The following is a 23,994-nucleotide window of genomic DNA, read 5'->3' as shown; positions in this document are numbered from 1 at the left end:
CGCCCTTATTCGCTGCCGGCATAAGACCTGAACTGACAATGCCAAAAAAACAGCGTCAATTTGCAAACAGCCCTGCAAAATGCGAACAAACCCGCCGCCAGCCGCTGGCGTACTCTTTCCTGCAGGCCAAATACTTTCCTCCACGCCGCCAGACACTCGTCTGCGCACTGGAGAAAGCCATGAAAATCTTCCAACGCTTACTCGCAAGCATCGGCACGCTCACCCTCGCCGCCTGTGTCAGCGCTACACCCATCGTTATTCCCAGCCAGGCAAGCTGGCACTGGCAACTCAGTGGCAAACTGAAAACCCCCGAGCGCCAGGTTTATGACATTGACCTGTTCGACACCTCAACGACCACCATCACCAACCTGAAAGGCCAGGGCCGTATCGTGGTCTGCTATTTCAGCGCGGGGAGCTGGGAAGACTGGCGCAGTGATGCCGCCCAATACCCTAAAGAAGCACTGGGTGCACAACTGGACGGCTGGCCGGGCGAACGCTGGCTGGATATCCGCCACCCCGCTGTTCGCACACTCATGGCCAAACGCATACGTTTGGCGGCCGAAAAAGGTTGTGATGCTGTCGAACCGGACAATGTGGACGGCTACAGCAACGGCAATGGCCTGGGGTTGAGTGAGGCAAACCAGATCGACTACAACCGCTGGTTAAGCCAGCAAGCGCATGAGCATAACCTGGCAATTGCATTGAAAAATGCAGTCGAGTTGATCCCCGCCCTGGTCGATGACTTTGACTTTGCCCTCAACGAAAGTTGCTATGCCTACAAGGAGTGCGAGGCGTACCGTTTATTCAGGCAGCAGGGCAAAGCTGTTTTCATCGCGGAATACCGCTCTTACAACAGCAACCTGTGCAGCAAAGCTTCCGCCTCTGGTTACCAATTGCAGTTCTTCAAGCGCGCCTTGAACACCGTGGGATCACCCTGCAAGTAATAGTCCCGCGCTAAAACGGTGTACCGACAGCTAGCGTTGCACTCCCATATGCGGTGATCACACGATCACCGCAACCCACCCCACTGACTGTGCCTGTACCCGGTCACTCGCCTTTACGCCCACACATGGCACACTGTAGGCCCCACCAAGGAGCCGCGCATGAGCGAGCAAGAAGACGAAGATTTTGCCCAGGACACCCTGATCCAGGCCATCGAAAACCAGCTGGAAGCCGGCGAACCGGCCTTCGTCCAGGCTGTGCTGAACAAGCTGAGTCTGGTCGGTTACGAGCGAGACGAGATTATCGAGCTGATGGCCCTGGTGCTGGCTGATGAAATCGACGTCATGCTGCGCGATGACCGCCCCTTCGATCTCGCCCGCTATGAGCAAGGCCTGCGCGCCCTACCCAAGTTGCCCGAACAGGCACCGTAATCAGCGCCGAAAAATTTACCCCACAGCACGCCAACTTCTGGCAGCATCAGGTCACAGCAGACTGCCTGGCGCTTCACTACACTGCTTCGCAGGCTGCCTGTTGTTTCAGCCGATTTACCGCAGCGGGTGCTGCAGCCGCCGGCCGCAGCTCACTAAAACAAGAAGCTGGAGTACTTATGGCCTTTACCCCTGAACTGATTGCCGAACTGGAAATCCTCGCGCTGTTTAACCTGGGCACCACTCAGGAAGGAATCAAGGTTCACCACACTGCCACCCCCTCGGCGATTGCCGCTGCCCAACGCCTGCATGACAAAGGCCTGATCAACCAGCCAGACGGCGGTTATCTGACCAGCCTGGGGCTCGACGCCGCCGAACACGCGCAAGTTCTGCTGACCATTCTCAATGTGACTGAAGCGGCCTAAGAAGCACCTGAAAACCTCGTCCACTGGCCCAACCGAAACTGCTTCTAAGACAACCCAGCCTGCGTCGCAACGGCTTTCTCAAGCTGCCCGTGACGCAGGCGATAACCCTGTATCCGCCGCCAGCCGCCTGGCCAGGCATGATCACGCACCGCCCTGCAGAGCCTGAGCATGAGCCGTACCGAGGAAATTCGCCCAGACATTGAAGACGGTATCGACCGCAAGGTACTGACGCAGCTGCGTGCGCGCTTCCTCAAACTCAACCAAGGCCGCCTGCAACGCGCCATGCAGGCGCTGTCGACGCGCCAGCAACTGGTGCTGAAGCTGTTGCCGCTGCTGTTCCACGTCAATCACCCTTTGCTGCCGGGCTACGTGTCCGGCCTGACCCCAGCCGGCCTCAGCGGCTTTGAACCGGATGACGAACTGTTGTCCGAGGCGCAGCGCCTGACCCGCTCGTTCGCCTACAAGCCCTACCGCGGCAAACAGACACTGCCAATCCACGGCCTATTTTTGATGGGCAGTCTGGGCACCGTGGCTCAGGCTGAGCAAAGCGACATGGACCTGTGGGTATGCCACGCCAGCGACCTGAGCCAGCAACAGCTGCATGAGTTGAACAAGAAGTGCGCGCTACTGGAAAGCTGGGCGGCCACCTTCGGCGCCGAAGCGCATTTCTTCCTGATTGATCCCGCGCGTTTCACCCAAGGCGAACGCGAGGCGCAACTGACCTCGGACGACTGCGGCACCACCCAGCATTACTTGCTGCTGGATGAGTTCTACCGCACCGCCATCTGGCTAGGCGGGCGCACGCCGCTGTGGTGGCTGGTGCCGGTGTATGAAGAGCAGCGCTATCAGCACTACACGAGCACCCTGCTGGCCAAGCGCTTTATCCGCGCCGAGGACGTGCTCGACCTCGGCCACCTGGCACGTATTCCGCCGGAAGAATTTATCGGCGCCGGCATGTGGCAATTGTTCAAGGGCATCGAGTCGCCCTACAAGTCGGTGCTCAAGCTGCTGCTCACCGAGGTTTACGCCAGCGAACACCCCAAGGTCGAGTGCCTGTCGCTGCGTTTCAAGCAGGCGGTGTTCGCCAATCGCCTGGATGTCGATGAGCTCGACCCCTATATCGTGGTCTACCGGCGCCTAGAGGAATACCTCAAGGCCCGTGGCGAGCATGAGCGCCTGGAGCTGATCCGCCGCTGCCTGTACCTCAAGGTCGACAAGAAGCTCAGCCGCCCACCGCGCAATAACCGCAAAAGCTGGCAACGCCTGCTGCTGGAGCGCCTGACCCGCGACTGGAACTGGGACAGCCGCCAACTGGCGATGCTCGACAGCCGCAGCCAGTGGAAGGTGCGCCAGGTCAGCGCCGAGCGGCGCATGCTGGTCAACGAGCTGACCTACAGCTACCGCTTTCTCTCCGAGTTCGCCCGCAGCGAACATGCCGGCAGCTCGCTCAACAGCCGCGACCTGGGCATCCTCGGCCGCCGCCTGTATGCCGCCTTCGAGCGCAAGGCCGGCAAGATCGAATTTATCAACCCGGGCATTGCCCCGGACCTCGCTGAAGACACCCTGACCCTGGCGCAGAACCCCAGCCCGGACGAGCCCAATGAAACCCTCTGGGCGCTCTACAGCGGCAGCGTCAACGCTCAGGACCTGGAAGACTTTTCACCACTCAAACGCTCGCGCGAGCTGGTCGAACTGCTCGCCTGGTGCCAGCGCAATGGCGTGATCGACAACAGCACACGGTTATCCTTACACCCAGGCGCCAGTGACCTGACCGAGTACGAGCTGTCCAACCTGCTCAACAGCCTGCAGCAGGTGGTGCCACTGCCCTTGCCGGCTGTCGATGAGGCGGCGCTGCTCAGCGCCAGTGTAGCCAGCGAGGTGCTGCTGCTGGTCAACGTTGGCGTCGACCCGCTCAGGCAGTTCAGCCAGATGAACATGCACATGACCACCGAGCGCACCGATGCACTGGGCTATTCCGGGGTGCGCGAGAACCTGATTCTGACCATCGACCAGGTCACCCTGAACAGCTGGAACGAGCTGCTGGTGACCCGCTATGACGGCCCACATGCGCTGCTCGACTGCCTGCGCGACTTCCTCAACGCCCTGCCCACCCGCGGCAGGAAGCCGAACCTGCGCGTACGCTGTTTCTGCCGCAACCGCGCCACGGCGATTGCCGAGCGGGTGGAAGAGTTGTTCCGCGAAACCCTGGGGAGCTTCAGCAGCGATCAGGCCAACCGCTACCTGCTGCAGATCAAACAGCAGTATCACCTGCTCGAATTGAAGCCTGGCCATGTCAGCCACACCAGCCTGAAAGACCTGCCCACCCTGATCGAGCACTTGGGTGAGGAGCTGCCCGGCTACAGCGAACTGCACCTGGACCGCAGCGCCCTGGAAGGGGAAGACCTAGCGCTGATTCTGCCCGTGGGACGACCGCAGTGTATTCAGGTGTTCTACCGCCTCAACGAAGGCAGCGCCACGGCAGAACTCAGCGTCCTCGACGAACACAATGCCCTGTGGCGCCAGCAGATGCCGTTCCGCGATGAGCAGAGCCTGCTGACCCCGCTGCAACGTTTCCTGCAATCGGTGCTGTACCGACGCAACGCCTTGCTGCCGCTGGATAACCTGCCGGCGCATCAGCCGCTGGAAGTGCTGTATTACCAGGTGCTACCGGATGCGCCTTTGCGCGCACAGCGTTTGGAGCGCCGGCCGCCGCCACTGTCACCGATCAGCCACCCGTTCTATGACGTTCAGGCCATCGTCGAACCTGGCGATGGCAAGCGCTCACACGTCACCCTGTACTGTAATCACCGCGAATTTTCCGAGCTGGAGTACGCTGGCGACCTATACGCCGCCGTGGCCCAGCACATTCTTGCGCAGCGCCGCGATGGTGCGCGCTACCCCTGCTACATCACCGACCTTGATCTGTCGGCAGTGCTGGGCGAAGGGCACATGCAGAGCGTGCATTACCTGCGCTACAAGAGCCGCCTGGAGGCGGCGCTGAATCAAGCCCTGCAAAAGGCCTGACCGGCCTACTCAAGCGCGGCTGTACTCACCCGCCGCTTCCGGCTGATATTCCACCGCCAGCAGGGTCAGCTTGAGTACTTTGCCGCCGGGCGCGGCCCAGTCGATATGCTGACCCACGGACAGCCCCAGCAGGGCCGTGCCGACCGGCGCCAGCACCGACACACAGCCTTCGCCGCCGGCGTCCTGCGGATAGACCAGGGTCAGGTGGTAATCCTTGCCGCTGCTTTCCTCACGGCAATGCACCCGAGAATTCATGGTCACCACCCCGGCCGGCACCTCGTCGTGGCCAACCACATCGGCGCGGTCCAGTTCGGCCTGCAACGCGATGGCACTGGGGCCGAAGTCATCCAGGCTGTCGAGCAGATGCTCCAGGCGCTGCAGGTCAAGACGGGTGATGGTGAGCGAAGGTGCGCTGGTCATGGTGCGGGTATGTCCCCTTTACGGATCGTGAAAAAAGCAAAACCCCATCACTAAGACGGGGTTTTGCAAGGCTTGGGCTGACCGTACCACAGCTAGTCAAATAAACAAGACCGCCCGGTCAAGGTGCCGCGCTACGCTGTCGCAAGCGCGCTTCAGCAGCCGCGCAGATGCTGCGTTTGCCCGCTATATCGGCTTTGCCCCAGTCGAGAATCTCCTGCAGCGAACGGCCACAGCCCAGGCAGATATCCTGATCATCCAGACAACACTGGCGACGGCAGGGCGAGGCGACCTCCTGGCCCGCGCCGTCAGAGCTCTTCGAACTCAAGGTCGGCACCGGATTGTTCCAGGGTGATACGCGCCAGCATTTCGCCCAGCTGCTCGTCGCTGCTGTCGCAGATCCAGCGCTCGCTGGCCTGGTCGTAATCGAAGTGGAAGCCGCCCGAACGCGCCGCCAGCCACAGCTGACGCAGCGGCTCCTGACGACTGAAGATCAGCTGAGTGCCGTTTTCAAAACGCACAGTCAGCACCCCGGCGGAGTTTTCCAGGTCGAGGTCCAGGTCGCTGTCATCGAAGATATCTTCCACCGCCTGCTGGGTGGCATCGACCAGATCGTGAAAGCGGGCTTCGGTCAAACTCATTGCGACTTACCTCAAAAAATTCAGCGACTGCAAAAGTCTTGGGCTGCGGTGATTAATGTTCTTTCAAGCTACGGCGATATTCGCCTGGGCTTTGCCCGGTCCAACGGCGAAACGCGCGGGCCAGTGAACCGGGCTCGCTGAAACCGACCAGGAAGGCGATTTCTGCCAGTTCGAGCGCCGGGTCGCGCAGGTAATGCAACACCAGTTGCTGACGGGTTTCATCCACCAACTGATTGAAGGATAACCCGGCTTCGCGCAAACGCCGCTGCAGGGTACGCGGACTAAGCGCTAAACGCGCGGCGATTTGCTGCAGATCGGCGCCCACTTCCGGCAGCTGGCGGGACAATTCCAGGCGCGCGCGATCGAGCACGCTATGGCCCTGCTGAATCTCGCCAAGCAGGCGATCAGCATAGGCATCGAGCATCAAGCGCACCTGCGCATCGGCCTGACCGAGCGGCGTGGCGAGCAGGCGCTTAGGGAATACCAGGGCGTTATCGGCCTGATCGAACAGCACCGGACAACGGAAGATCCGCTGGTACTCGGAGCTATCCGCCGGGGCCGAATGCTGGAAGCGCACCTCGGTCGGCGGAATATCCAGGCCACTGATCCAGTGGCCGAAGGTTACCCAGCCGGCCAGAGTTTCTTCGCTGAGCTGACGCTTCTGCTGCGGCAACAACGGCTGCCAGCTGTGCGCCACCTGCGGCTCCAGCCCTGCACGCGGCGGCTCATCGGCAAGATCAACCTGGCCCAGGTTGCCAACCAGCGCGGCATAGCGCGCTTGGCGATGCAACGCGTCGGCAAGGGTCGCACAGCTCATGATCAGATAACCCAACACGCCGTAATAACCGGGACGCACCGCCTCACCCAGGTGCAGACCCAGTTGCTCATCACCGGTCAACCGCGCGCCATGGCCGAGCAGCTCTAGATAAGTGCTGGCGGCAATGCGCTGATCTCGCTGAGCAAGAATCTGCGGGCTGAGCTGCACCCGTTCCAGCAGCTCTGCGCTGTCGACACCCTGGCGCGTCAGGTAATCGAGCAAACCTTGCAGGTAGGCAACGGAAACCGAGCTGCTAACGGGTACGGGGTTATCCATCCAGTCTCCTGATCGCTGGCGATGGGTGCAAAGCGAGGGGCTGTTCCCGTTTCGTTCGCGGCCGCGCCGGAGCTAGTTTTAGCGCGAGGCAAGGCACGAGACACGAAGTTTGGTTGTTCCAAATGAGTGTCGAGAAACGCAGCATCGCGCTAAAACTAGCCCGGCCCTTCGGGTTGCGCGAAAAATCTCGCCATGCGGTGTTGGAGGACTTGGCAAGGGAACACCATTACCTGCGTCCTCCGCCTAGCCTGGCGAGATTTTTCGTGGCAACGCGGCTCGTGACGAAATGGGAACAGACCCTAGCGCCAAAGATACAGGCAAAGCCCCGCCCGACGGGAACCCCAGCGCATAGGCAAGGCGTCGGGGGGTCGGTATACTCCGGCGCAATCATGCTTTATTACAAGGATTCCACCATGAAGCGGTTATTTACTGCCTTTGTCGCGATGCTTGCCATCAGCGCCCTGCTCGCTGGCTGCGGCCAGAAAGGCCCGCTGTACCTGCCGGAAGAAAGCCAGCCAGCGCCTGCGCAAACCGAATAAGGACAGCTCATGAACGCCTTCAACTACCGCGACGGTGCGCTGTTCGCGGAAGGCGTGGCGTTGTCCGCCATCGCCCAACGCTTCGGTACGCCGACCTACGTTTACTCGCGTGCGCACATCGAAGCGCAGTACCGCGCCTATGCCGATGCCCTGCAGGGCATGCCGCACCTAGTGTGCTTTGCGGTTAAAGCCAACTCTAATATCGGCGTGCTGAATGTCCTGGCCCGCCTCGGCGCTGGCTTCGACATCGTCTCCCGTGGTGAGCTGGAACGCGTACTCAGCGCCGGTGGCGAGCCGAGCAAGATCGTCTTCTCCGGCGTTGGCAAGAGTCGTGACGACATGCGCCGCGCTCTGGAAGTGGGTGTGCACTGCTTCAACGTCGAATCCACCGACGAGCTCGAGCGCCTGCAACTGGTTGCCGCCGAGCTGGGCAAGACTGCGGCGATCTCGCTGCGGGTCAACCCAGACGTCGACGCTGGCACCCACCCGTACATTTCCACCGGTCTTAAAGAAAACAAGTTCGGCATCGATATCGAGCAGGCCCTGGCTGTTTACGCCCGCGCCGCTGCGCTGCCGAACCTGCAAGTGGTCGGCGTCGATTGCCATATCGGCTCGCAGCTGACCACGTTGCCGCCGTTTCTCGATGCCCTCGACCGTTTGCTCGCGCTGATCGATCAACTCGCCGCAGACGGCATCCGCATCAAGCACCTGGACCTGGGTGGCGGTCTCGGCGTGCAATACCGCGACGAGCAGCCGCCACTGGCCGGCGATTACATCAAGGCCGTGCGTGAACGCATTGCTGGCCGCGACCTGGCCCTGGTGTTCGAACCGGGCCGCTCGATCGTCGCCAACGCTGGCGTGCTGCTGACCCAGGTCGAGTACCTCAAGCACACCGAGCACAAAGACTTCGCCATCGTCGATGCGGCGATGAACGACCTGATCCGCCCGGCCCTTTACCAGGCCTGGATGGACGTGGTCGCAGTTCAGCCGCGCGACAGTGCGCCGCGCAACTATGACATCGTCGGGCCGATCTGCGAGACCGGCGATTTCCTTGCCAAGGATCGCCAACTGGCCCTGGCCGAAGGCGACCTGCTGGCTGTGCGCTCGGCGGGTGCCTACGGTTTTGTCATGAGCTCCAACTACAACACCCGCGGCCGTGCCGCCGAGGTGATGGTGGATGGTGAACACGCCTTCGAAGTGCGTCGCCGTGAGACGCTCAGCGAACTCTTTGCGGGCGAAAGCCGCCTGCCGGAGTAGTGGCGATGTTATTGCGCTTTACCAAGATGCACGGCCTCGGCAATGACTTTATGGTCCTCGACCTGGTCAGCCAGCACGCGCATATTCAGCCGAAAAACGCCAAGCAGTGGGGCGACCGCCACACCGGCGTGGGCTTCGATCAGCTATTGCTGGTCGAGCCGCCAAGCAACCCGGACGTGGATTTCCGCTACCGCATTTTCAATGCCGACGGCTCGGAAGTGGAGCAGTGCGGTAACGGTGCGCGCTGCTTCGCCCGCTTCGTGCTGGACAAGCGCCTGACGGTGAAGAAGCAGATGCGCGTGGAAACCAAGGGCGGCATCATCGAACTGGACGTGCGCAACGACGGGCAGATCAGTGTCAACATGGGCGCACCGCGCCTGGTGCCAGCCGAGATCCCGTTCCAGGCCGAACAGCAAGCACTGAGCTACAGCGTGGCCGTCGACGGTCAGACCGTTGAGCTGGCTGCCGTATCCATGGGCAACCCGCATGCCGTGCTGCGCGTCGACAACGTCGACAACGCACCAGTGCACAGCCTGGGGGCAAAACTCGAACACCATTCGCGCTTTCCGCAGCGGGTGAACGTCGGTTTCCTGCAAGTGGTCGACCGCCAACGCGCCAAGCTACGCGTCTGGGAACGTGGCGCCGGGGAAACCCAGGCCTGCGGTACCGGCGCCTGCGCTGCGGCAGTGGCGGCAATCAGCCAGGGCTGGATGGACTCACCGGTGCAGATCGAACTGCCCGGCGGCAAACTGAGCATCGAGTGGGCAGGTCCTGGCCAGCCCGTTATGATGACCGGACCCGCAGTACGTGTGTACGAAGGACAGGTTCGCCTATGACCGACAAGCAGGATTCACCCAAGCCATTGGATTCGGAAACGGTTGCCGCTTATCTGCGTCTGCATCCGGAATTCTTTATCGACCACGACGAGTTGATCCCCGAGCTGCGCATTCCGCACCAGCGCGGCGATACCGTATCGTTGGTCGAGCGCCAGGTGAAACTGCTGCGCGAGCGCAATATCGAAATGCGCCACCGCCTCTCGCAACTGATGGACGTGGCCCGCGACAACGATCGTTTGTTCGACAAGACCCGCCGCCTGGTGCTCGACCTACTCGACGCCAGTAGCCTGGAAGAAGTGGTCAGTTGCGTCGAAGACAGCCTGCGCCGCGAGTTTCAGGTGCCTTTTGTCAGCTTGATTCTGTTCAGTGATACGCCCATACCGGTCGGCCGTTCAGTCAGCAGCGCTGAAGCGCATCAAGCCATCGGCGGCCTGCTGGCTGGTGGCAAAACCATTTGTGGCGTGCTGCGCGAGCATGAACTGAACTTCCTGTTCGGCAACGAAGACGGTGCCCAGGTGGGCTCAGCGGCGGTGGTCAGCATCAGCCATCAGGGCCTGCATGGCGTGCTGGCGATTGGCAGCGCCGATCCGCAGCATTACAAAAGCTCGCTGGGCACACTGTTCCTCGGTTACATCGCCGAAGTACTGGCACGCGTCGCTCCAGGCTTTGCCACACCTTTGCGCTCGGTGCGCTAGCGCTAAACATTGCACCGACCGCACCGCAGGGAGCTTCCATGCAAGACCTCTTGGACGCCTACCTTGAACACCTGCGCAGCGAACGTCAGCTATCCCCGCACACCCTGATTGGCTATCGCCACGACCTCAGCACGCTGTTGGCGCTCTGCACCCAAGAGCAGATCGACAGCTGGCGTACGCTCGATACCCCACGCCTACGCCGCATGGTCGGTCGCCTGCACATGCAGGGCCAGTCCAGCCGCAGCCTGGCGCGCCTGCTCTCGGCCACCCGTGGCCTCTATCGTTATCTGATTCGTGAGGGCCACTGCGACAGCGATCCAGCCAGCGGGCTGACGCCGCCCAAGGGCGAGCGCCGCTTGCCAAAGACCCTGGACGCTGACCGCACCGCACAACTGCTCGACGGCGCCTTGGAAGATGACTTTATCGCCCGCCGCGATCAGGCCATGCTAGAGCTGTTCTACTCGTCAGGCTTGCGTCTGTCGGAGCTGGTGAGCCTCAACCTCGACGGCCTCGACCTGCCCGCCGGATTGGTAAGGGTTATCGGCAAGGGCAACAAGACCCGCGAGCTGCCGCTTGGGCGCATGGCACGTGAAGCGATGCAGCAGTGGCTGCCACTGCGTGCGCTGGCGAACCCGAGCGACGGCGCGGTATTTATCAGCCAGCAAGGTCGGCGTATTGGTCCACGCGCGGTGCAACTGCGCGTGCGCCAGGCCGGCGTGCGTGAGCTGGGCCAGCACCTGCACCCGCATATGCTGCGCCACAGCTTCGCCAGTCATATGCTCGAATCATCCCAGGACCTGCGCGCGGTGCAGGAGCTGCTCGGCCATGCCGACATCGCCACCACCCAGGTTTATACCCACCTGGATTTCCAGCACCTGGCCACTGTTTATGACCAGGCCCACCCAAGGGCCAAACGCAAAGGCAAAGGCAACACAGAATGAGCATTCAGCTGATCACTTTCGACCTCGACGACACTCTGTGGGATGTCACCCCAGTGATGCAGGACGCCGAAGCGGCGCTGCGCAACTGGCTGGCGATGCACGCGCCGCGGCTGGGTGCGGTGCCGGTGGAGCATCTGTGGTCGATTCGCGCCACCTTGCTGCAGGCCGAGCCGATGCTCAAGCATCGCCTCAGCGAACTGCGCCGGCGCATTCTGCTGCATGCCCTGACAGACGCTGGCTATGCAAACTCGGATGCGCAGGCGCTGGCCGAAGCGGGCTTTCAGGTGTTTCTTGCCGCGCGTCATCAGGTCGAACTGTTCGCCGAGGTGCATCCAACCCTTGAAGCTTTGGCCAACCGCTTCCAGCTCGGGGTCATCACCAACGGCAATGCCGATGTGCGTCGTCTGGGCCTGGCCGACTACTTCCAGTTCGCCCTGTGCGCCGAAGAGCTTGGGATTGGCAAACCCGACCCGAAGCCCTTCGAGGAAGCGCTCAAGCGCGCCGGGATAGCCGCCGAACACGCGGTACATATCGGCGACCACCCCAGCGATGACATCGCCGGAGCCAAGGCCGCCGGGCTGCGAGCGATTTGGTTCAACCCGCAGGGTAAGACCTGGAGCGACGCGATTACGCCTGATGGCGAGATCCGCAGCCTGGCCGAGCTGCCGGCGCTGCTGCACAGCTGGGCATAGCCTGCAGACGTGCGGCGTTGGCCGACGATGAACGGTGGATGGATAAAGCGCCATCCACCCTACAAAGCCATCTGCCTGCCTTAACAAGGCATCGCGCACAAAAAAGCCCGCACGCGGATGGCATACGGGCTTTTTGTTTTACAGCAGGCCCTTAGATAGGGCGGCTGCCGTACTTGCTGTCCGGCTTTTTGGGCGGATCAGAGACCACATTCGGCTCGACTTCCTGCACCTTGCCACCACGGGAGAGGAACTCTTCCATGGCGCGGGCCAGTGCATCACGCTCTTTCTGCTTGGCTTCGATGCTCGGCAGTTCTTCTACGTCGACGGCGGCTTTGGCTTTTTTGCCTTTGCTAGCGGGTACGACTTCGTCGTCACCATCGCCATCATCGCTGCTGTCGCCATCATCGGCGGCAGCCAGCTCCTCGCCTTCGTCTTCGTCAGCGCCTTCTAATTCGTCGTGTTCCAGATCTTCGTCGCTCATGTTCCAACCTCATGACTTGCGAAAAGCAGAGTAGTTATAGCCCAGCTGCGTCAGCTTTCTAACGTCGCTGATAAAAAATCCCGTGGCCTTGCCTAGGGCTGAGCGCCGCGCATCGGCGAACTGCGCTCAACGGCGCGCATTCTAGGGTCTGTTGCCGCTCCATCACAACCGCGCACACGCTGAAAAACCACAACCTTTAATGGGCATTCAGAAAAAACAAAGGGCGCCCTAAGGCGCCCTTGTCAAAACCAGAGGAAATCAACGCTTGGTGAATTCCGGGTAGGCTTCCATACCGCATTCGGCGATGTCCACGCCTTCGTACTCTTCTTCCTCGCTGACGCGCAGGCCAATCACCAACTTGATGATGGACCAGACGATCAGGCTGCAGACGAAGACCCAAGCGAAGATCGAACCGATACCCAGCAGCTGTGCGCCGAGGGTGGCGTCGCTGTTGGTCAGGCAGACCGCCAGCAGGCCCCAGATACCGACCACACCGTGTACGGAGATGGCACCGACTGGATCGTCGAGCTTGAGTTTGTCCAGACCGAGGATCGAGAACACCACCAGCACGCCACCCACGCCACCGATCAGGGTTGCTTGCAGGGCAGTCGGGGTCAGCGGCTCGGCAGTGATTGCCACCAGGCCAGCCAGGGCACCGTTGAGGGCCATGGTCAGGTCAGCCTTGCCGAACAGGATGCGTGCCACGATCAGCGCAGCGATCAGGCCACCGGCAGCCGCCATGTTGGTGTTAACAAACACGTTAGCCACGGCGTTGGCGTCTTCGATGGTGCTCATCTTCAGCTGCGAGCCACCGTTGAAGCCGAACCAGCCCATCCACAGGATGAAAGTACCCAGCGCTGCCATCGGCAGGTTGGCCCCCGGAATGGCGTTGACCTGGCCATTCGGGCCGTACTTGCCTTTACGGGCGCCGAGCAGCAGTACGCCAGCCAGGGCAGCCGTAGCGCCAGCCATGTGCACCACACCAGAACCAGCGAAGTCGAGGAAGCCAGCTTCGTTGAGGAAGCCCGAACCCCATTTCCAGAAGCCCTGTACCGGGTAGATGAAACCGGTCATGACCACGGCGAACGCCAGGAAGGCGAACAGCTTCATGCGCTCAGCCACGGCACCGGAAACGATCGACATGCAGGTCGCGGCAAACACCACCTGGAAGAAGAAATCCGAACGGGCCGAGTAGTAAGGAGCATCGTCACCGCCGGCCAGAACCGACTCAACGCTGTTCTCTTCTCCCAGCAGGAAACCCAGGCTTGGCAGGATGCCGCCTTCCGGGCTGGAGTACATGATGTGGTAACCGATCACCAGGTACATGATGCTCGCCACTGCGTACAGGGCGATGTTCTTGGTGAGAATTTCAGTGGTGTTCTTGGCTCGCACCAGACCGGATTCGAGCATGGCAAAACCCGCTGCCATCCACATTACCAGGGCGCCGCAAACCAAAAAGTAGAAGGTATCAAAACCGTACTGCAGTGCAGTCAATGCTGTGTTGTCCATGGTTCACCTCTTGCCGTTGCGCTTTTTAGCGCTATTCGGTTAAGACGTCCGGGTTGGCTCCGGACGCGCTCCGTGTGCTTACAGGTTGTAGCCGCGCTCGTTATGCAGGGCGAGATCGAGACCGATGGTCTCTTCCTCTTCGCTGACACGCAGGCCCATTACTAGGTCGATCACTTTCAGAATCACGAAGGTCACCACTGCGGTGTACACCACGGTGAAGGCCACCCCCTCGAACTGGATCCACAGCTGCGCCGGAATATTTTCCACCGTGCCGAAGCCACCCAAGGCCGGTGCGGCGAACGCCCCGGTGAGAATGGCGCCGACAATGCCGCCCACGGCGTGTACACCGAACACGTCGAGGGAATCGTCATAACCCAGCTTGCGTTTCAGGCTGGTGGCGCAGAAGAAGCAGATCGCCCCACTTGCCAGACCAATCGCCAGAGCACCCATCGGCCCCGCGGTACCGGACGCCGGAGTGATCGCCACCAAACCCGCCACAGCGCCCGAGGCAATGCCCAGAACGCTTGGTTTGCGGTGAGTGATCCACTCGGCGAACATCCAGCTCAACGCAGCGGTAGCGGTGGCAATCTGGGTTACCAGCATGGCCATACCGGCGCTGCCGTTGGCTGCCAGCGCAGAACCTGCGTTGAAGCCGAACCAGCCGACCCAGAGCATGCTTGCGCCGATCAGGGTGTAGCCAAGGTTGTGCGGCGGCATGGCGGTCGTTGGGAAACCCTTGCGCTTGCCCAGCACCAGACAGGCCACCAGACCGGCGATACCGGCGTTGATGTGCACCACGGTGCCGCCCGCAAAGTCGAGCACACCCCAGTCCCACATCAGCGCCCCGTTGCCGCCCCAAACCATGTGCGCGATAGGCGCATATACCAGGGTGAACCACACGGCCATGAAGATCAGCATGGCCGAGAACTTCATGCGCTCAGCGAAGGCACCGACGATCAGCGCCGGAGTGATGATGGCGAAGGTCATCTGAAAGGTGATGAACACGCTCTCTGGAATCCCAGCCACCAGGCTGTCCAGGGTCAAACCAGATAGGAAGGCTTTGGAGAAACCGCCGACGAAGGAGTTGAAGTTGACGACTCCCTGCTCCATGCCAGTGGTATCAAAGGCCAGGCTGTAGCCGTAAACGACCCACAGAATGCTGATCAACCCGGTTACTGCAAAACACTGCATCAGCACCGACAGCACGTTCTTCGAACGCACCATGCCAGCGTAGAAAAGCGCCAGACCGGGGATGGTCATAAACAGCACCAGTACAGTGGCGACCAACATCCAAGCGGTGTCGCCGCTGTTCAGGCTTGCCTCTTCGGCCATGGCAAAGCCAGGAACTAGAGACAAAAGGGCTCCTAGCCCTGCGATTTTTCGCAGAGTCATGGTTTAACTCCTGGGGCGTGGGGTTCGTTCGGAGGCTTAAACTGCGTCGGTGCCGGTTTCGCCGGTACGGATGCGGATCGCCTGTTCCAGGTTTACAACGAAAATCTTGCCGTCACCGATCTTGCCGGTGTTAGCAGCTTTGGTGATGGCCTCGATGACGCGATCGAGTTGATCGTCAGCGATGGCCACGTCGATTTTCACTTTTGGCAAGAAATCGACCACGTATTCAGCACCGCGATACAGCTCGGTATGGCCTTTCTGGCGACCGAAGCCTTTGACTTCAGTGACGGTGATACCCTGCACGCCGATCTCCGACAGTGACTCACGGACGTCGTCCAGCTTGAACGGCTTGATGATGGCAGTGACTAGCTTCATGTAACTCTCTCCCGTGTAAGGTGGACATGCCCCAGGAATTGCGAACCCGGACCAAGTCTAAGCGCAGTGCCTGGCTTTTGTAATGCATCGCCGCCCTGATCCAGCAGCACCGATACTCACCAACCGCTCCCGACGAAGCACTTCCCCGCTTCGCCTGACGCACCGGAACTGCATCGGTGCATGCGTCGCAAGAGACAAAGCAGAAAGCTTGCCAGATCAGGTAAAACCGATTTATTTCATGCAGTTACCCGGCAAACGGGCGTTTTAGCCCAGTACTAGCCAACCGCCAGCGCACAACAACGGTGCAACAGCCCGCCAAGCAGCGCGCGAAAACCGTGCAGAAGCCGCCAACCCGTTCCGGACCCGGCCGGCAAGCCCGATAAAGCTGCGTGCTACACTGCCGCCATCTGTAAACGGAACCTCATCATGCTGCCACCTAAAGCCCTACTAGACGCCCTGACCACCCACGCCTCGCGCCTGTTCAACGGTGACGCGCCCTTGCCGCGCGGCGAGTTCGAAGCCCAGTTCAAAGTGCTGCTGCAAAGCGCCTTCAGCAAACTCGACTTAGTCAGCCGCGACGAATTCGACAGCCAGATGGTCGTGCTCGCCCGCACCCGCGCCCGCCTGGAAGCTCTCGAAGCCAAGGTCGCCGAAATGGAAGCACGCAGCGCAGACGCCCCAGCCACCCGCGAGTAACACCCGCAGCGGATGCATCAGCCGATCAAGGAGTGATCGATGTCCCTGGCCATAGTCCACAGCCGCGCCCAAGTGGGTGTTGAAGCCCCCGCCGTCACCGTCGAAGCCCACTTGGCCAATGGCCTGCCCTCGCTAGCCCTAGTTGGTTTGCCGGAAACCGCCGTCAAGGAAAGCAAGGACCGGGTGCGCAGCGCCATCCTCAATTGCGCCTTCGAGTTCCCGCCCAGGCGGATTACCTTGAATCTGGCACCGGCCGATTTACCCAAGGACGGCGGGCGCTTCGACCTGGCGATTGCCCTCGGCATTCTCGCCGCCAGCGGACAGGTGCCAAGCAGCGCACTGGAGCCGCTTGAGTTCCTGGGTGAACTGGCGCTGTCCGGGGCGATTCGCCCGGTACAAGGCGTCTTACCCGCCGCGCTAGCCGCCCGCGCCGCCGGACGCACCTTAGTAGTGCCCAAGGCCAATGCCGAGGAAGCCAGCCTAGCCTCGGGACTCACGGTGATTGCCGTCGAGCACCTGCTGGAAGTCGCCGCCCACCTCAATGGCCAAACACCGATTGCGCCCTATCAGGCCCAGGGCTTGCTGCGCCAAGTGCTGCCCTACCCCGATCTAGCCGAAGTGCAGGGGCAGATCGCCGCCAAACGCGCGCTGCTGGTAGCAGCGGCCGGTTCGCACAATCTTCTATTTACCGGTCCACCCGGCACGGGAAAAACCCTGCTGGCCAGCCGCCTGCCCGGCTTGTTACCGCCGCTGGATGAACAGGAGGCGCTGGAAGTCGCCGCAATTCATTCCGTGGCCAGCCACGTTCCGCTTAGCGCCTGGCCGCAACGCCCCTTCAGAACCCCACACCACAGTGCTTCAGGCCCCGCGCTGGTCGGTGGCGGTAGTCGCCCGCAGCCGGGTGAAATCACCTTGGCTCATCACGGCGTTTTATTCCTCGATGAGCTCCCCGAATTTGACCGTAAGGTTTTGGAGGTGCTGCGTGAGCCCCTGGAAAGTGGCCAGATCGTGATTGCTCGGGCACGCGACAAAGTGCGTTTTCCTGCGCGCTTTCAGCTGGTGGCGGCTATGAATCCGTGCCCTTGCGGGCATCTGGGCGATCCGTCCGGGCGCTGCCGCTGTTCCACTGAACAGATCCAGCGCTACCGCAGCAAACTCTCCGGCCCGTTACTCGACCGCATCGATCTGCACCTCAGCGTGCCGCGGGAAACCACCCGACTGCACGCTGACGCCGAGCCCAGCCCAAGCAGCGCCGAACTGGCCGAGCAGGTGGTGCAGGCACGCCAGCAGCAACTGGCGCGCCAGGGCTGCGCCAATGCCCACCTCGATCTCAATGGCGTGCAGCAACATTGCAGCCTGCAGGGCGAAGACCGCCAGTGGCTGGAAAACGCCTGTGAGCGCCTGGGACTGAGCCTGCGTGCGGCCCATCGGGTGTTGAAGGTGGCGCGCACCCTGGCCGACCTAGACAGTGCTGCACATATTCGCCGCAGCCACTTGGGTGAAGCCCTGCAGTACCGACCCAGCATCAGCGGAGCCTGAATCGCAGCCATAAAAAAGCCCCGCAAGCGGGGCTTCTTAATGTGCAGTTGGAACGCTTACTGGTCGCGGCGGGCTACCTGCTCACGACACGCATCACCGAACGCCTTGAAGATTTTCACCGAATGCGGGTTCTGCGCCGCCTGCCACTCCGGGTGCCATTGCACTGCCAGTGTGAACTGCTCGGCGCCCGGCAGGTGAATCGCCTCAACCAGGCCATCCTCGGCGTGAGCTAGCGCCTCGACGCCCTCCCCCAGCTGATCCAACGCCTGGCCGTGCAGCGAGTTGACCGGGAACTCGGCCTCGCCCATCAGCTCAGCAAACCAGCTACCAGGCAGCGCGCGCACGCTGTGGCTGTCGGCGTATTGCACCTCCACCGGAGCACTGGTGTCTTCGCGGTGGTCATTCATGCCCGGGACTTCGTAGACCTTCTGGTGGATATTGCCGCCCAGGGCCACGTTGATTTCCTGCATGCCACGGCAGATCGCGAACAGCGGCAGACCACGGGCCAACGCACCGTGAATCAATGGAATATCAAACAGATCACGGTCCTTATCCTGGCCCTTGGTCGGGGTCAGGTTTTCCTGGCCGTAGAGGGCCGGATCGATATTGCTGCCCGCACCGGTCAGGTACACGCCATCGACCATCGACAGGTACTGCTCGATGTCATCCGCGCCGCAGCAGCTGGGCGCCAGCAGCGGCACACAGCCCGACAGTTCGACCAGCGGGGTTATGTATTTGTGGGTCATGACTTGATAGGCATGCCCTTTGCGCTCTTGAGCGCCCATGGACATCAGGACAACCGGTTTACGCGCGCCTGGGCGCTGTTTCGTATTGTTGTTGGACATACATCACCTTGGGGCAGCCGGGATTGGCTGCCGTTGTTGTGCAGAAGGGCTGACGGTTGTCGCGCACCTTCTGTTTTACGGCTGATTGCGCCTGTCTAGATGCCCGCCGCAGCGGCATCAGATGCACGATAAGCGCTCATCTGGCAGCCACAATCCTGAAGCCAGTCTGCCAAAGCCGTAAAATATGTCAAACAAATACGCTCGGATCGTTAAGAAATCAGACCGCAAGCAGCAGACAGCTCAATATAAAATCGCATTAACCCTATGTTTTAAAAGCGTTAATACGAATAAGCCAACAAAGGATAGTCCAATATTTTTTACGCTCTACGCGTCACCCGCTAACGTGCCCGACTTCCCACCCGCTCAACAACCGGCAGCTGCATAGCCGCCACATCGGCTACCAGATAATCGCGCAAACGGCGAAAGCGCTCCTGGCCTCGGCGCGCTTTTGGCCATACCAGGTAGTAGCTGCAGCCACTGGGCACCGCGCTGGGCCAGGGTAGGCCGAGCCGGCCTTGCGCGACATCCTCGGCGACCATCACCAGATCACCAATCGATACGCCATAGCCACGCGCCGCGGCCACCATGCCCAGCTCCAGGGTGTCGAAGACCTGGCCACCCTTGAGCGGCAACTGATCCGCCAGGCCCATGGCCTGCAACCACTGTCGCCAGTCGCGGCGATCCGGAGTCGGGTGCAGCAGTTCGGCGGCCTGCAGACGCGCCAGATCCCAAGGTTGTTCGCTCAAGGCTTCTGGCGCGCAGACCGGAATCAACCATTCGGCAAACAGCTCGGTGCTTTCCCATTCCTCCGGGAAATCGCCCTGACTGAGCAGGACGGCGCAGTCGAATGGCTCATGCAGAAAGTCCACCTTGTCCACGTCCATCCAGGCGCTGGTCAGTTGCACCTCACTGGCGCTGAGCAGGCGATAGCGCGACAGGCGCGCCAGCAACCAGCGCATGGTCAGCGTCGACGGGGCTTTCAGGCGCAGCACCGTATCGTCGACACGCAGGGTGTTACAGGCGCGTTCCAACGCCTCGAAGCCATCGCGCAGCCCCGGCAGCAACATGCGCGCCGTCTCGGTGAGTTGCAGACTGCGGCCCCGACGCTCGAACAGGCGGCAGGCAAAGTGTTCCTCCAGGGTGCGCACGTGACGGCTGACCGCACTCTGGGTAATCGCCAGTTCTTCGGCGGCGCGGGTAAAGGAGCTGTGCCGTGCCGCCGCCTCGAAGGCGCGCAGGGCATAGAGCGGGGGCAAGCGCTGACTCACGACCGCGCTCCATGAGTAATAGTCATGCCTGTCATCGCTATTATCCTTTTGTGCTGCCACGGCTGGCTTATGAGAATAGGCGCATTCTCTGCCTGCGCGGATCACCCGAGCAAGCCTTCTAACTGAGTAGAACTCATCATGCTGCATCCGCTTCGTGGCGAACTGCGCGCCATCCTGAAACTTGCCGGGCCGCTGATTGCTGCGCAACTGGCGCATGTGCTGATGGTGTTTACCGACACCGTGATGATGGGCCTGCTCGGCCCCGCCACCCTGGCCGCTGGCGGCCTGGGCGCAGCCAGTTACTCCTTTGTGTCGATCTTCTGCGTGGGGGTGATTGCCTCAGTCGGCAACCTAGTGGCGATCCGTCACGGCGCACAGGACGCCGCCGGAGTGACCCGGCTGACGCAGAACGGCCTGTGGCTGGGCTGGGGCCTGGCACTGCTGGCTGGCCTGGCGCTGTGGAACCTCGGCCCGGCACTGCTGTATTTCGGCCAGAAGCCGGAGAACGTCAGCGGCGGCATGCAGTTTCTTTCAACCCTGGTGTTTGCCCTGCCCGGCTATATGAGTTTTATGGCCCTGCGCGGTTTTACTAGCGCCATCGGCCGCCCAGGCCCGGTGATGGCCATCAGCATTGGCGGGGCGCTGGCCAACTTCATCCTCAACTATGCACTGATCAAGGGCTGGTTCGGCCTGCCGCCACTGGGCCTGGCCGGAATCGGCCTGGTCACCGCCGTGGTGATGAATGTGATGGCGCTGCTGCTGGCCTGGCATGTGTTGCACCACAGCGCCTACAGCCCTTATCCGCTGTGGCGCGGCTTGTTGCGGCCGGTGTGGGCCGAGCTGAAAGAGCTACTGCGTCTGGGCCTGCCGATTGGCGGCACCTATGCGGTGGAGTCAGGCCTGTTTGCCTTTGCCGCGCTGTGCATGGGCGCGCTGGGCAGCACGCAACTGGCGGCGCACCAGATCGCAATCATGTCGGTGTACGTGGCGTTTATGGTGCCGGTGGGGATTTCCTACGCGGTGACCTTCCGTATCGGTCAGCACTTTGGTGCCGGCCGCCTGCAGCAGGCACGCCAAGCCGGTCGCCTGGGCCTTGGCCTCGGTGCGCTGTGTATGCTGGGTTTCGCCTGCCTGTTCTGGCTGGCGCCGCATTGGGTAGTGGGGCTGTTTCTCGACCACAGCGACAGCGCCTATGCCGAGGTGGTGAGCCTGGCCGTTGCACTGCTGGCGATTGCTGCCTGGTTCGAGTTCTTCGATGGCATTCAGACCATCGCCATGGGCGCAATTCGCGGCCTCAAGGACGCCAAGACCACCTTCTGGGTTGGCCTCGGCTGCTATTGGGCAGTTGGGGCGCCACTGGCCTGGGCTCTAGCCTTCCCCCTGGGCTGGGGCGCAGAAGGCGTTTGGTGGGGATTAGCCGGCGGCCTGGCCTGCGCCGCCATCGGCCTAACCCTGGGCTTTGAATGGAAAACCGCGCGCCTACTGCAACCGGCGGCCACAACCTTCACGCAACAGCCTAAGCGCCTGGTTTCTTGAAGCGATAGAACAGATTCGGCTCGCTAACCAGATAGAGCACGCCTTGGTTATCCATGGCGATGCCTTCGCCCTGCGGTACGCTGCGTTTGAGGCCGTTACGTCCGCCAAGCAGCGACAGGCTGCTGATCGGCTTACCCTCGACATTCAGCTCCAGCACCAGACGTGACTCGTCGGACAGCGCCAGCAAATGCCCGCTGCGCTCATCAAATTGCAGGCTGGAGAGGTCACGTACAAATAGCCCAGCGTCACGCTGCTGATCATCCACCACGTGCACGGCAAAGGGGCTCTGTGGGTCTCGCTGAGGAAAACCGTGAATCTCATAGATGCGCATCGGATCGCGCTCTTTGGCTACAAACAGACGCTGCCCAGCCGAATCGTAGGCCAAGCCCTCGAAACCCTTGTTGCCATTCAGGCCAATGCTTAATGAGAACTGCTGGGCCTGGTCGGCATGCAACTCGGTGGTGGCATCATCCACCCGCACCTTGATCAGACGCTGCTTACGCTCATCAGTGATCACATACAGGCCTGGGCTGATGTACTCAACCGCTTCAGCATCGCCAAAACCATGCAAGTCGATACGCCGTAGCAGTTCACCATCTAGCGATAACTCCAGCAGCTGCGGCTTCTGGTTGGTCACGGTGAACAGGCTGTTGCGGTCTGGGTCGAAGGTCAGCGCCGAGACATCATCGTTCAGGCCCTCGATCACGCGGGCCTCAAGGTCCACCTGATAATCCGCCAACAGCATGGAGCCCTGCTGTCCGTTACCGGCTTGCTGCCACTGCTGCACATTGAACCAAGCCCGCTCGAACAAACGGTACTCCTGCGCAAACAGGCCCAGCAGCAGCAAGGACAGCGCGACAAGGCTCAGCAGCAGACGCTTCAGGGTGAAATGATCTCGCATGACGCTTCACTCTCAACAATAACGGGTGGCACAACGGCGTCAGCCCGAAGCAGGGCTTCGGGCTGACATGGGCGCATGATCGAGTGATTTACTTGACCAGTTCGAGGTATTCGACATCGATTTCGCGGCTGGTCAGGTCACGATCCACTTCACCACTGATCTTGACCACGGCCTTTTCAGAAATGGCCTGGGCCGGCCAATGCTCGTCGTCGATTTCGACGTTGATGGTGCCGCTGGCGTCTTTGAATTCGTACAACTCATCCTGTAGGCGCTTGACGATCTGCCCTTGCAGCACCACCGGTGTATCGTCGGCAGCGTCCAATGCGGCCGCTACGGTGGTGACCTGAGCAGTGGCGCCTGGGCCGGTATAACCGGTGGCCATGGCGGCGGTGGAGAACAGTGGAGCCAGCAGCAGAGCCAAGGTGAAACGCTTCATGGGGTAACCCTCTAATCAGTTAGGTGATGGGGCCAGAGTAGAGGGCCTAGCTGAAGCCAGGCTTAATCGGTGCTTAAGCCAAACTTAATCCGCAACAGCGGGCTGTTCGGCCACCGGGGCCTTGCGCAGGACGTAGAACAGGTTGGGCTCGCTGACGATATAGATATTGCCTGCCGCATCCATGGTCACTCCTTCGGCCTGCTCAATGCCGCCATGCAGGCCATTCATGCCGCGACTCAGGCTGATAAAGCTGACGGGCTCGCCCAGAGCATCCACCTCCAGTAGCAGGCTGGATTCATCGGAAAGCACCAAGGCATGCCCAGTCCGAGGATCGTAGGTCAGTGAAGAAATATCACGCAGAAACAGGTGCCCGGAACTCATCGGCTCAAGGGTGCCCGTGGCACCGTCCTCGCCTGGAAACGGCAGACTGAACAACCCCAGCGGACCACGCTCCTTACCCAGCAGCACGCGCTCGTTGCGCGAATCCCAGGCAATGCCCTCGAAGCCCTTATTGCCGGCATCAATAAAACCCAGGTCGAACGACGGTAGATCGGCAAACTCCAGGCGGCGTGTCAGGGCGCTGAGTTTGAAGGTGGTCAAGGTGCGCTTGCGCTCATCGATAATCGCCAGGCGGCCGTCGGACAGCATCTCGACCCCTTCGGGATTGGCGAAGCCGAGCAGATCGATACGCCGGAGCACCTGACCATCCAGGGTCAGCTCGATCAACTGTGGGTATTTCCCAGTCACGGTAAACAGGGTGTCGCTTTCCGCGCTGTAGGTCAGCCCGGACACCTCGTCGTCTTCCAGCCCTTGCAGTGGTTTGCCTTGCAGCACGGCCTTATAACCCGGCAACCAGATGCTTGCCTGCTGCTCGGCAGCACCCACCTGCTGCTGCTGAACCCAGAAGGAAAAGCGATCATCCCAGTGACGATAATTCATCACCAGCAGAGCAATCACGAGGAGGAGGAACAACACAATTAGCCAGCGCAGACGCACCAGCCGAGTAATCCAGATCGACATCGCACACAACTCAGCAGAACGATGGCTATCAGACTAGAGAGCAACCCTTAAGTTTCTATGACGCCA

26 protein-coding genes are annotated in these 23,994 nt (G+C 61.2%); 13 read left to right on the top strand and 13 right to left on the bottom strand.

Translation table 11 applies throughout. The features are described from left to right. Positions 1 to 38 precede the first annotated feature (38 nt). From HCI85_RS17035 to HCI85_RS17020, 4 genes are all read left to right on the top strand, one after another. Positions 39 to 944 (top strand): endo alpha-1,4 polygalactosaminidase, encoded by a 906-nt coding sequence (locus tag HCI85_RS17035; protein WP_241693801.1) that lies wholly within the window; start codon positions 39 to 41, stop codon positions 942 to 944. Positions 945 to 1,103: 159 nt separating this feature from the next. After that, positions 1,104 to 1,373, top strand: a complete 270-nt coding sequence (locus tag HCI85_RS17030; RefSeq protein WP_160086683.1) for a hypothetical protein — start codon at positions 1,104 to 1,106, stop codon at positions 1,371 to 1,373. A gap of 176 nt (positions 1,374 to 1,549) precedes the next feature. After that, on the top strand, positions 1,550 to 1,795 hold the full coding sequence (locus HCI85_RS17025) for a TIGR02647 family protein (RefSeq protein ID WP_090254617.1): 246 nt from the start codon (positions 1,550 to 1,552) through the stop codon (positions 1,793 to 1,795). 168 nt (positions 1,796 to 1,963) lie between these two features. After that, the gene (locus tag HCI85_RS17020; protein ID WP_167146314.1) at positions 1,964 to 4,819 is read left to right on the top strand and encodes a class I adenylate cyclase; all 2,856 of its coding nucleotides are present in this window, start codon (positions 1,964 to 1,966) and stop codon (positions 4,817 to 4,819) included. Between the two features lie 9 nt (positions 4,820 to 4,828). Here HCI85_RS17020 and rnk read toward each other — a convergent pair whose 3' ends face one another. The 4 genes from rnk to HCI85_RS17000 all read right to left on the bottom strand — a co-directional run bounded on the left by rnk (position 4,829) and on the right by HCI85_RS17000 (position 6,970). Next, on the bottom strand, positions 4,829 to 5,239 hold the full coding sequence (gene rnk, locus HCI85_RS17015) for a nucleoside diphosphate kinase regulator (protein ID WP_090254613.1): 411 nt from the start codon (positions 5,237 to 5,239) through the stop codon (positions 4,829 to 4,831). A 118-nt stretch (positions 5,240 to 5,357) separates the two neighbouring features. Continuing rightward, a complete protein-coding gene (locus tag HCI85_RS17010) occupies positions 5,358 to 5,564 on the bottom strand; it encodes a DUF1289 domain-containing protein (RefSeq protein WP_167146311.1) in 207 nt (68 codons plus the stop codon). Continuing rightward, on the bottom strand, positions 5,545 to 5,877 hold the full coding sequence (gene cyaY, locus HCI85_RS17005) for an iron donor protein CyaY (protein ID WP_090254611.1): 333 nt from the start codon (positions 5,875 to 5,877) through the stop codon (positions 5,545 to 5,547). Before cyaY ends, HCI85_RS17010 begins: the two co-directional genes overlap by 20 nt. Positions 5,878 to 5,929: 52 nt before the next feature. After that, a complete protein-coding gene (locus HCI85_RS17000; RefSeq protein ID WP_167146308.1) occupies positions 5,930 to 6,970 on the bottom strand; it encodes an AraC family transcriptional regulator in 1,041 nt (346 codons plus the stop codon). A 413-nt stretch (positions 6,971 to 7,383) separates the two neighbouring features. On the opposite strand from HCI85_RS17000, the gene lptM reads away from it, so the two are divergent. The 6 genes from lptM to HCI85_RS16970 are packed head-to-tail and all read left to right on the top strand — an operon-like array spanning position 7,384 to position 11,930. Beyond that, on the top strand, positions 7,384 to 7,509 hold the full coding sequence (gene lptM / locus HCI85_RS16995) for an LPS translocon maturation chaperone LptM (RefSeq protein WP_167146305.1): 126 nt from the start codon (positions 7,384 to 7,386) through the stop codon (positions 7,507 to 7,509). A 9-nt stretch (positions 7,510 to 7,518) separates the two neighbouring features. After that, positions 7,519 to 8,766, top strand: coding sequence for a diaminopimelate decarboxylase (lysA, locus tag HCI85_RS16990; RefSeq protein ID WP_167146302.1), 1,248 nt, complete (start codon positions 7,519 to 7,521; stop codon positions 8,764 to 8,766). Positions 8,767 to 8,771: 5 nt separating this feature from the next. Beyond that, complete coding sequence (dapF, locus tag HCI85_RS16985) at positions 8,772 to 9,602, top strand: diaminopimelate epimerase (protein ID WP_090254604.1); 831 nt, start codon at positions 8,772 to 8,774, stop codon at positions 9,600 to 9,602. Then, the gene (locus HCI85_RS16980; RefSeq protein WP_160086671.1) at positions 9,599 to 10,297 is read left to right on the top strand and encodes a DUF484 family protein; all 699 of its coding nucleotides are present in this window, start codon (positions 9,599 to 9,601) and stop codon (positions 10,295 to 10,297) included. The genes dapF and HCI85_RS16980 overlap by 4 nt, the downstream gene beginning before the upstream one ends. Before the next feature lie 38 nt (positions 10,298 to 10,335). Next, positions 10,336 to 11,238: a tyrosine recombinase XerC gene (gene xerC, locus HCI85_RS16975; RefSeq protein ID WP_167146299.1), complete on the top strand. Its 903-nt coding sequence runs from the start codon at positions 10,336 to 10,338 to the stop codon at positions 11,236 to 11,238. After that, a complete protein-coding gene (locus HCI85_RS16970) occupies positions 11,235 to 11,930 on the top strand; it encodes an HAD family hydrolase (RefSeq protein WP_167146296.1) in 696 nt (231 codons plus the stop codon). Before xerC ends, HCI85_RS16970 begins: the two co-directional genes overlap by 4 nt. Before the next feature lie 151 nt (positions 11,931 to 12,081). Here the strand turns inward: HCI85_RS16970 and sutA are convergent, their stop codons facing one another. The 4 genes from sutA to glnK form a co-directional block, all read right to left on the bottom strand. Further along, complete coding sequence (gene sutA / locus HCI85_RS16965) at positions 12,082 to 12,411, bottom strand: transcriptional regulator SutA (protein WP_160014953.1); 330 nt, start codon at positions 12,409 to 12,411, stop codon at positions 12,082 to 12,084. Between the two features lie 258 nt (positions 12,412 to 12,669). Then, a complete protein-coding gene (locus HCI85_RS16960) occupies positions 12,670 to 13,920 on the bottom strand; it encodes an ammonium transporter (protein WP_160086665.1) in 1,251 nt (416 codons plus the stop codon). 78 nt (positions 13,921 to 13,998) lie between these two features. Beyond that, positions 13,999 to 15,312: an ammonium transporter gene (locus HCI85_RS16955; protein ID WP_160086663.1), complete on the bottom strand. Its 1,314-nt coding sequence runs from the start codon at positions 15,310 to 15,312 to the stop codon at positions 13,999 to 14,001. 36 nt (positions 15,313 to 15,348) lie between these two features. Then, positions 15,349 to 15,687: a P-II family nitrogen regulator gene (gene glnK / locus HCI85_RS16950; protein ID WP_021700071.1), complete on the bottom strand. Its 339-nt coding sequence runs from the start codon at positions 15,685 to 15,687 to the stop codon at positions 15,349 to 15,351. A gap of 426 nt (positions 15,688 to 16,113) precedes the next feature. Here glnK and HCI85_RS16945 point away from each other — a divergent pair, with 426 nt between their 5' ends. Then, complete coding sequence (locus HCI85_RS16945; protein WP_090254591.1) at positions 16,114 to 16,383, top strand: accessory factor UbiK family protein; 270 nt, start codon at positions 16,114 to 16,116, stop codon at positions 16,381 to 16,383. Between the two features lie 39 nt (positions 16,384 to 16,422). After that, positions 16,423 to 17,922 carry a YifB family Mg chelatase-like AAA ATPase gene (locus HCI85_RS16940; protein WP_167146293.1) on the top strand — a complete coding sequence of 500 codons (1,500 nt, stop codon included), beginning with the start codon at positions 16,423 to 16,425 and terminating at the stop codon, positions 17,920 to 17,922. Between the two features lie 56 nt (positions 17,923 to 17,978). Here the strand turns inward: HCI85_RS16940 and HCI85_RS16935 are convergent, their stop codons facing one another. Together HCI85_RS16935 and HCI85_RS16930 are read right to left on the bottom strand one after the other, a co-directional pair. Further along, entirely contained in the window at positions 17,979 to 18,767 is a 789-nt protein-coding gene (locus HCI85_RS16935) for a gamma-glutamyl-gamma-aminobutyrate hydrolase family protein (RefSeq protein ID WP_167146290.1), read from the bottom strand. 338 nt (positions 18,768 to 19,105) lie between these two features. Beyond that, positions 19,106 to 20,035 (bottom strand): LysR substrate-binding domain-containing protein, encoded by a 930-nt coding sequence (locus HCI85_RS16930; protein WP_167146287.1) that lies wholly within the window; start codon positions 20,033 to 20,035, stop codon positions 19,106 to 19,108. A gap of 138 nt (positions 20,036 to 20,173) precedes the next feature. On the opposite strand from HCI85_RS16930, the gene HCI85_RS16925 reads away from it, so the two are divergent. Then, positions 20,174 to 21,571 carry a NorM family multidrug efflux MATE transporter gene (locus tag HCI85_RS16925; RefSeq protein ID WP_167146283.1) on the top strand — a complete coding sequence of 466 codons (1,398 nt, stop codon included), beginning with the start codon at positions 20,174 to 20,176 and terminating at the stop codon, positions 21,569 to 21,571. Here the strand turns inward: HCI85_RS16925 and HCI85_RS16920 are convergent. From HCI85_RS16920 to HCI85_RS16910, 3 genes are all read right to left on the bottom strand, one after another. After that, positions 21,552 to 22,472, bottom strand: a complete 921-nt coding sequence (locus tag HCI85_RS16920) for an SdiA-regulated domain-containing protein (RefSeq protein WP_167146280.1) — start codon at positions 22,470 to 22,472, stop codon at positions 21,552 to 21,554. The two genes, HCI85_RS16925 and HCI85_RS16920, sit on opposite strands and share 20 nt — an antisense overlap. A gap of 88 nt (positions 22,473 to 22,560) precedes the next feature. Beyond that, the gene (locus tag HCI85_RS16915) at positions 22,561 to 22,908 is read right to left on the bottom strand and encodes a NirD/YgiW/YdeI family stress tolerance protein (RefSeq protein WP_160086651.1); all 348 of its coding nucleotides are present in this window, start codon (positions 22,906 to 22,908) and stop codon (positions 22,561 to 22,563) included. 84 nt (positions 22,909 to 22,992) lie between these two features. Then, the gene (locus HCI85_RS16910; protein ID WP_167146277.1) at positions 22,993 to 23,928 is read right to left on the bottom strand and encodes an SdiA-regulated domain-containing protein; all 936 of its coding nucleotides are present in this window, start codon (positions 23,926 to 23,928) and stop codon (positions 22,993 to 22,995) included. Positions 23,929 to 23,994: the final 66 nt, after the last annotated feature.

Source organism: Pseudomonas sp. OTU750018 (assembly GCF_011636575.1).
GTDB lineage: Bacteria > Pseudomonadota > Gammaproteobacteria > Pseudomonadales > Pseudomonadaceae > Aquipseudomonas > Aquipseudomonas peli.
This window is presented reverse-complemented; position numbering and strand designations above follow the sequence as displayed.

What these genes read in the sequence shown, in the direction of transcription:
- HCI85_RS17035 (WP_241693801.1), top strand. Translation starts at nt 39, where the DNA reads ATGCCAAAAAAACAGCGTCAATTTGCAAACAGCCCTGCAAAATGCGAA.
- HCI85_RS17030 (WP_160086683.1), top strand. Translation starts at nt 1,104, where the DNA reads ATGAGCGAGCAAGAAGACGAAGATTTTGCCCAGGACACCCTGATCCAG.
- HCI85_RS17025 (WP_090254617.1), top strand. Translation starts at nt 1,550, where the DNA reads ATGGCCTTTACCCCTGAACTGATTGCCGAACTGGAAATCCTCGCGCTG.
- HCI85_RS17020 (WP_167146314.1), top strand. Translation starts at nt 1,964, where the DNA reads ATGAGCCGTACCGAGGAAATTCGCCCAGACATTGAAGACGGTATCGAC.
- rnk (WP_090254613.1), bottom strand. Translation starts at nt 5,239, where the DNA reads ATGACCAGCGCACCTTCGCTCACCATCACCCGTCTTGACCTGCAGCGC.
- cyaY (WP_090254611.1), bottom strand. Translation starts at nt 5,877, where the DNA reads ATGAGTTTGACCGAAGCCCGCTTTCACGATCTGGTCGATGCCACCCAG.
- HCI85_RS17000 (WP_167146308.1), bottom strand. Translation starts at nt 6,970, where the DNA reads ATGGATAACCCCGTACCCGTTAGCAGCTCGGTTTCCGTTGCCTACCTG.
- lptM (WP_167146305.1), top strand. Translation starts at nt 7,384, where the DNA reads ATGAAGCGGTTATTTACTGCCTTTGTCGCGATGCTTGCCATCAGCGCC.
- lysA (WP_167146302.1), top strand. Translation starts at nt 7,519, where the DNA reads ATGAACGCCTTCAACTACCGCGACGGTGCGCTGTTCGCGGAAGGCGTG.
- dapF (WP_090254604.1), top strand. Translation starts at nt 8,772, where the DNA reads ATGTTATTGCGCTTTACCAAGATGCACGGCCTCGGCAATGACTTTATG.
- HCI85_RS16980 (WP_160086671.1), top strand. Translation starts at nt 9,599, where the DNA reads ATGACCGACAAGCAGGATTCACCCAAGCCATTGGATTCGGAAACGGTT.
- xerC (WP_167146299.1), top strand. Translation starts at nt 10,336, where the DNA reads ATGCAAGACCTCTTGGACGCCTACCTTGAACACCTGCGCAGCGAACGT.
- HCI85_RS16970 (WP_167146296.1), top strand. Translation starts at nt 11,235, where the DNA reads ATGAGCATTCAGCTGATCACTTTCGACCTCGACGACACTCTGTGGGAT.
- sutA (WP_160014953.1), bottom strand. Translation starts at nt 12,411, where the DNA reads ATGAGCGACGAAGATCTGGAACACGACGAATTAGAAGGCGCTGACGAA.
- HCI85_RS16960 (WP_160086665.1), bottom strand. Translation starts at nt 13,920, where the DNA reads ATGGACAACACAGCATTGACTGCACTGCAGTACGGTTTTGATACCTTC.
- HCI85_RS16955 (WP_160086663.1), bottom strand. Translation starts at nt 15,312, where the DNA reads ATGACTCTGCGAAAAATCGCAGGGCTAGGAGCCCTTTTGTCTCTAGTT.
- glnK (WP_021700071.1), bottom strand. Translation starts at nt 15,687, where the DNA reads ATGAAGCTAGTCACTGCCATCATCAAGCCGTTCAAGCTGGACGACGTC.
- HCI85_RS16945 (WP_090254591.1), top strand. Translation starts at nt 16,114, where the DNA reads ATGCTGCCACCTAAAGCCCTACTAGACGCCCTGACCACCCACGCCTCG.
- HCI85_RS16940 (WP_167146293.1), top strand. Translation starts at nt 16,423, where the DNA reads ATGTCCCTGGCCATAGTCCACAGCCGCGCCCAAGTGGGTGTTGAAGCC.
- HCI85_RS16935 (WP_167146290.1), bottom strand. Translation starts at nt 18,767, where the DNA reads ATGTCCAACAACAATACGAAACAGCGCCCAGGCGCGCGTAAACCGGTT.
- HCI85_RS16925 (WP_167146283.1), top strand. Translation starts at nt 20,174, where the DNA reads ATGCTGCATCCGCTTCGTGGCGAACTGCGCGCCATCCTGAAACTTGCC.
- HCI85_RS16920 (WP_167146280.1), bottom strand. Translation starts at nt 22,472, where the DNA reads ATGCGAGATCATTTCACCCTGAAGCGTCTGCTGCTGAGCCTTGTCGCG.
- HCI85_RS16915 (WP_160086651.1), bottom strand. Translation starts at nt 22,908, where the DNA reads ATGAAGCGTTTCACCTTGGCTCTGCTGCTGGCTCCACTGTTCTCCACC.
- HCI85_RS16910 (WP_167146277.1), bottom strand. Translation starts at nt 23,928, where the DNA reads ATGTCGATCTGGATTACTCGGCTGGTGCGTCTGCGCTGGCTAATTGTG.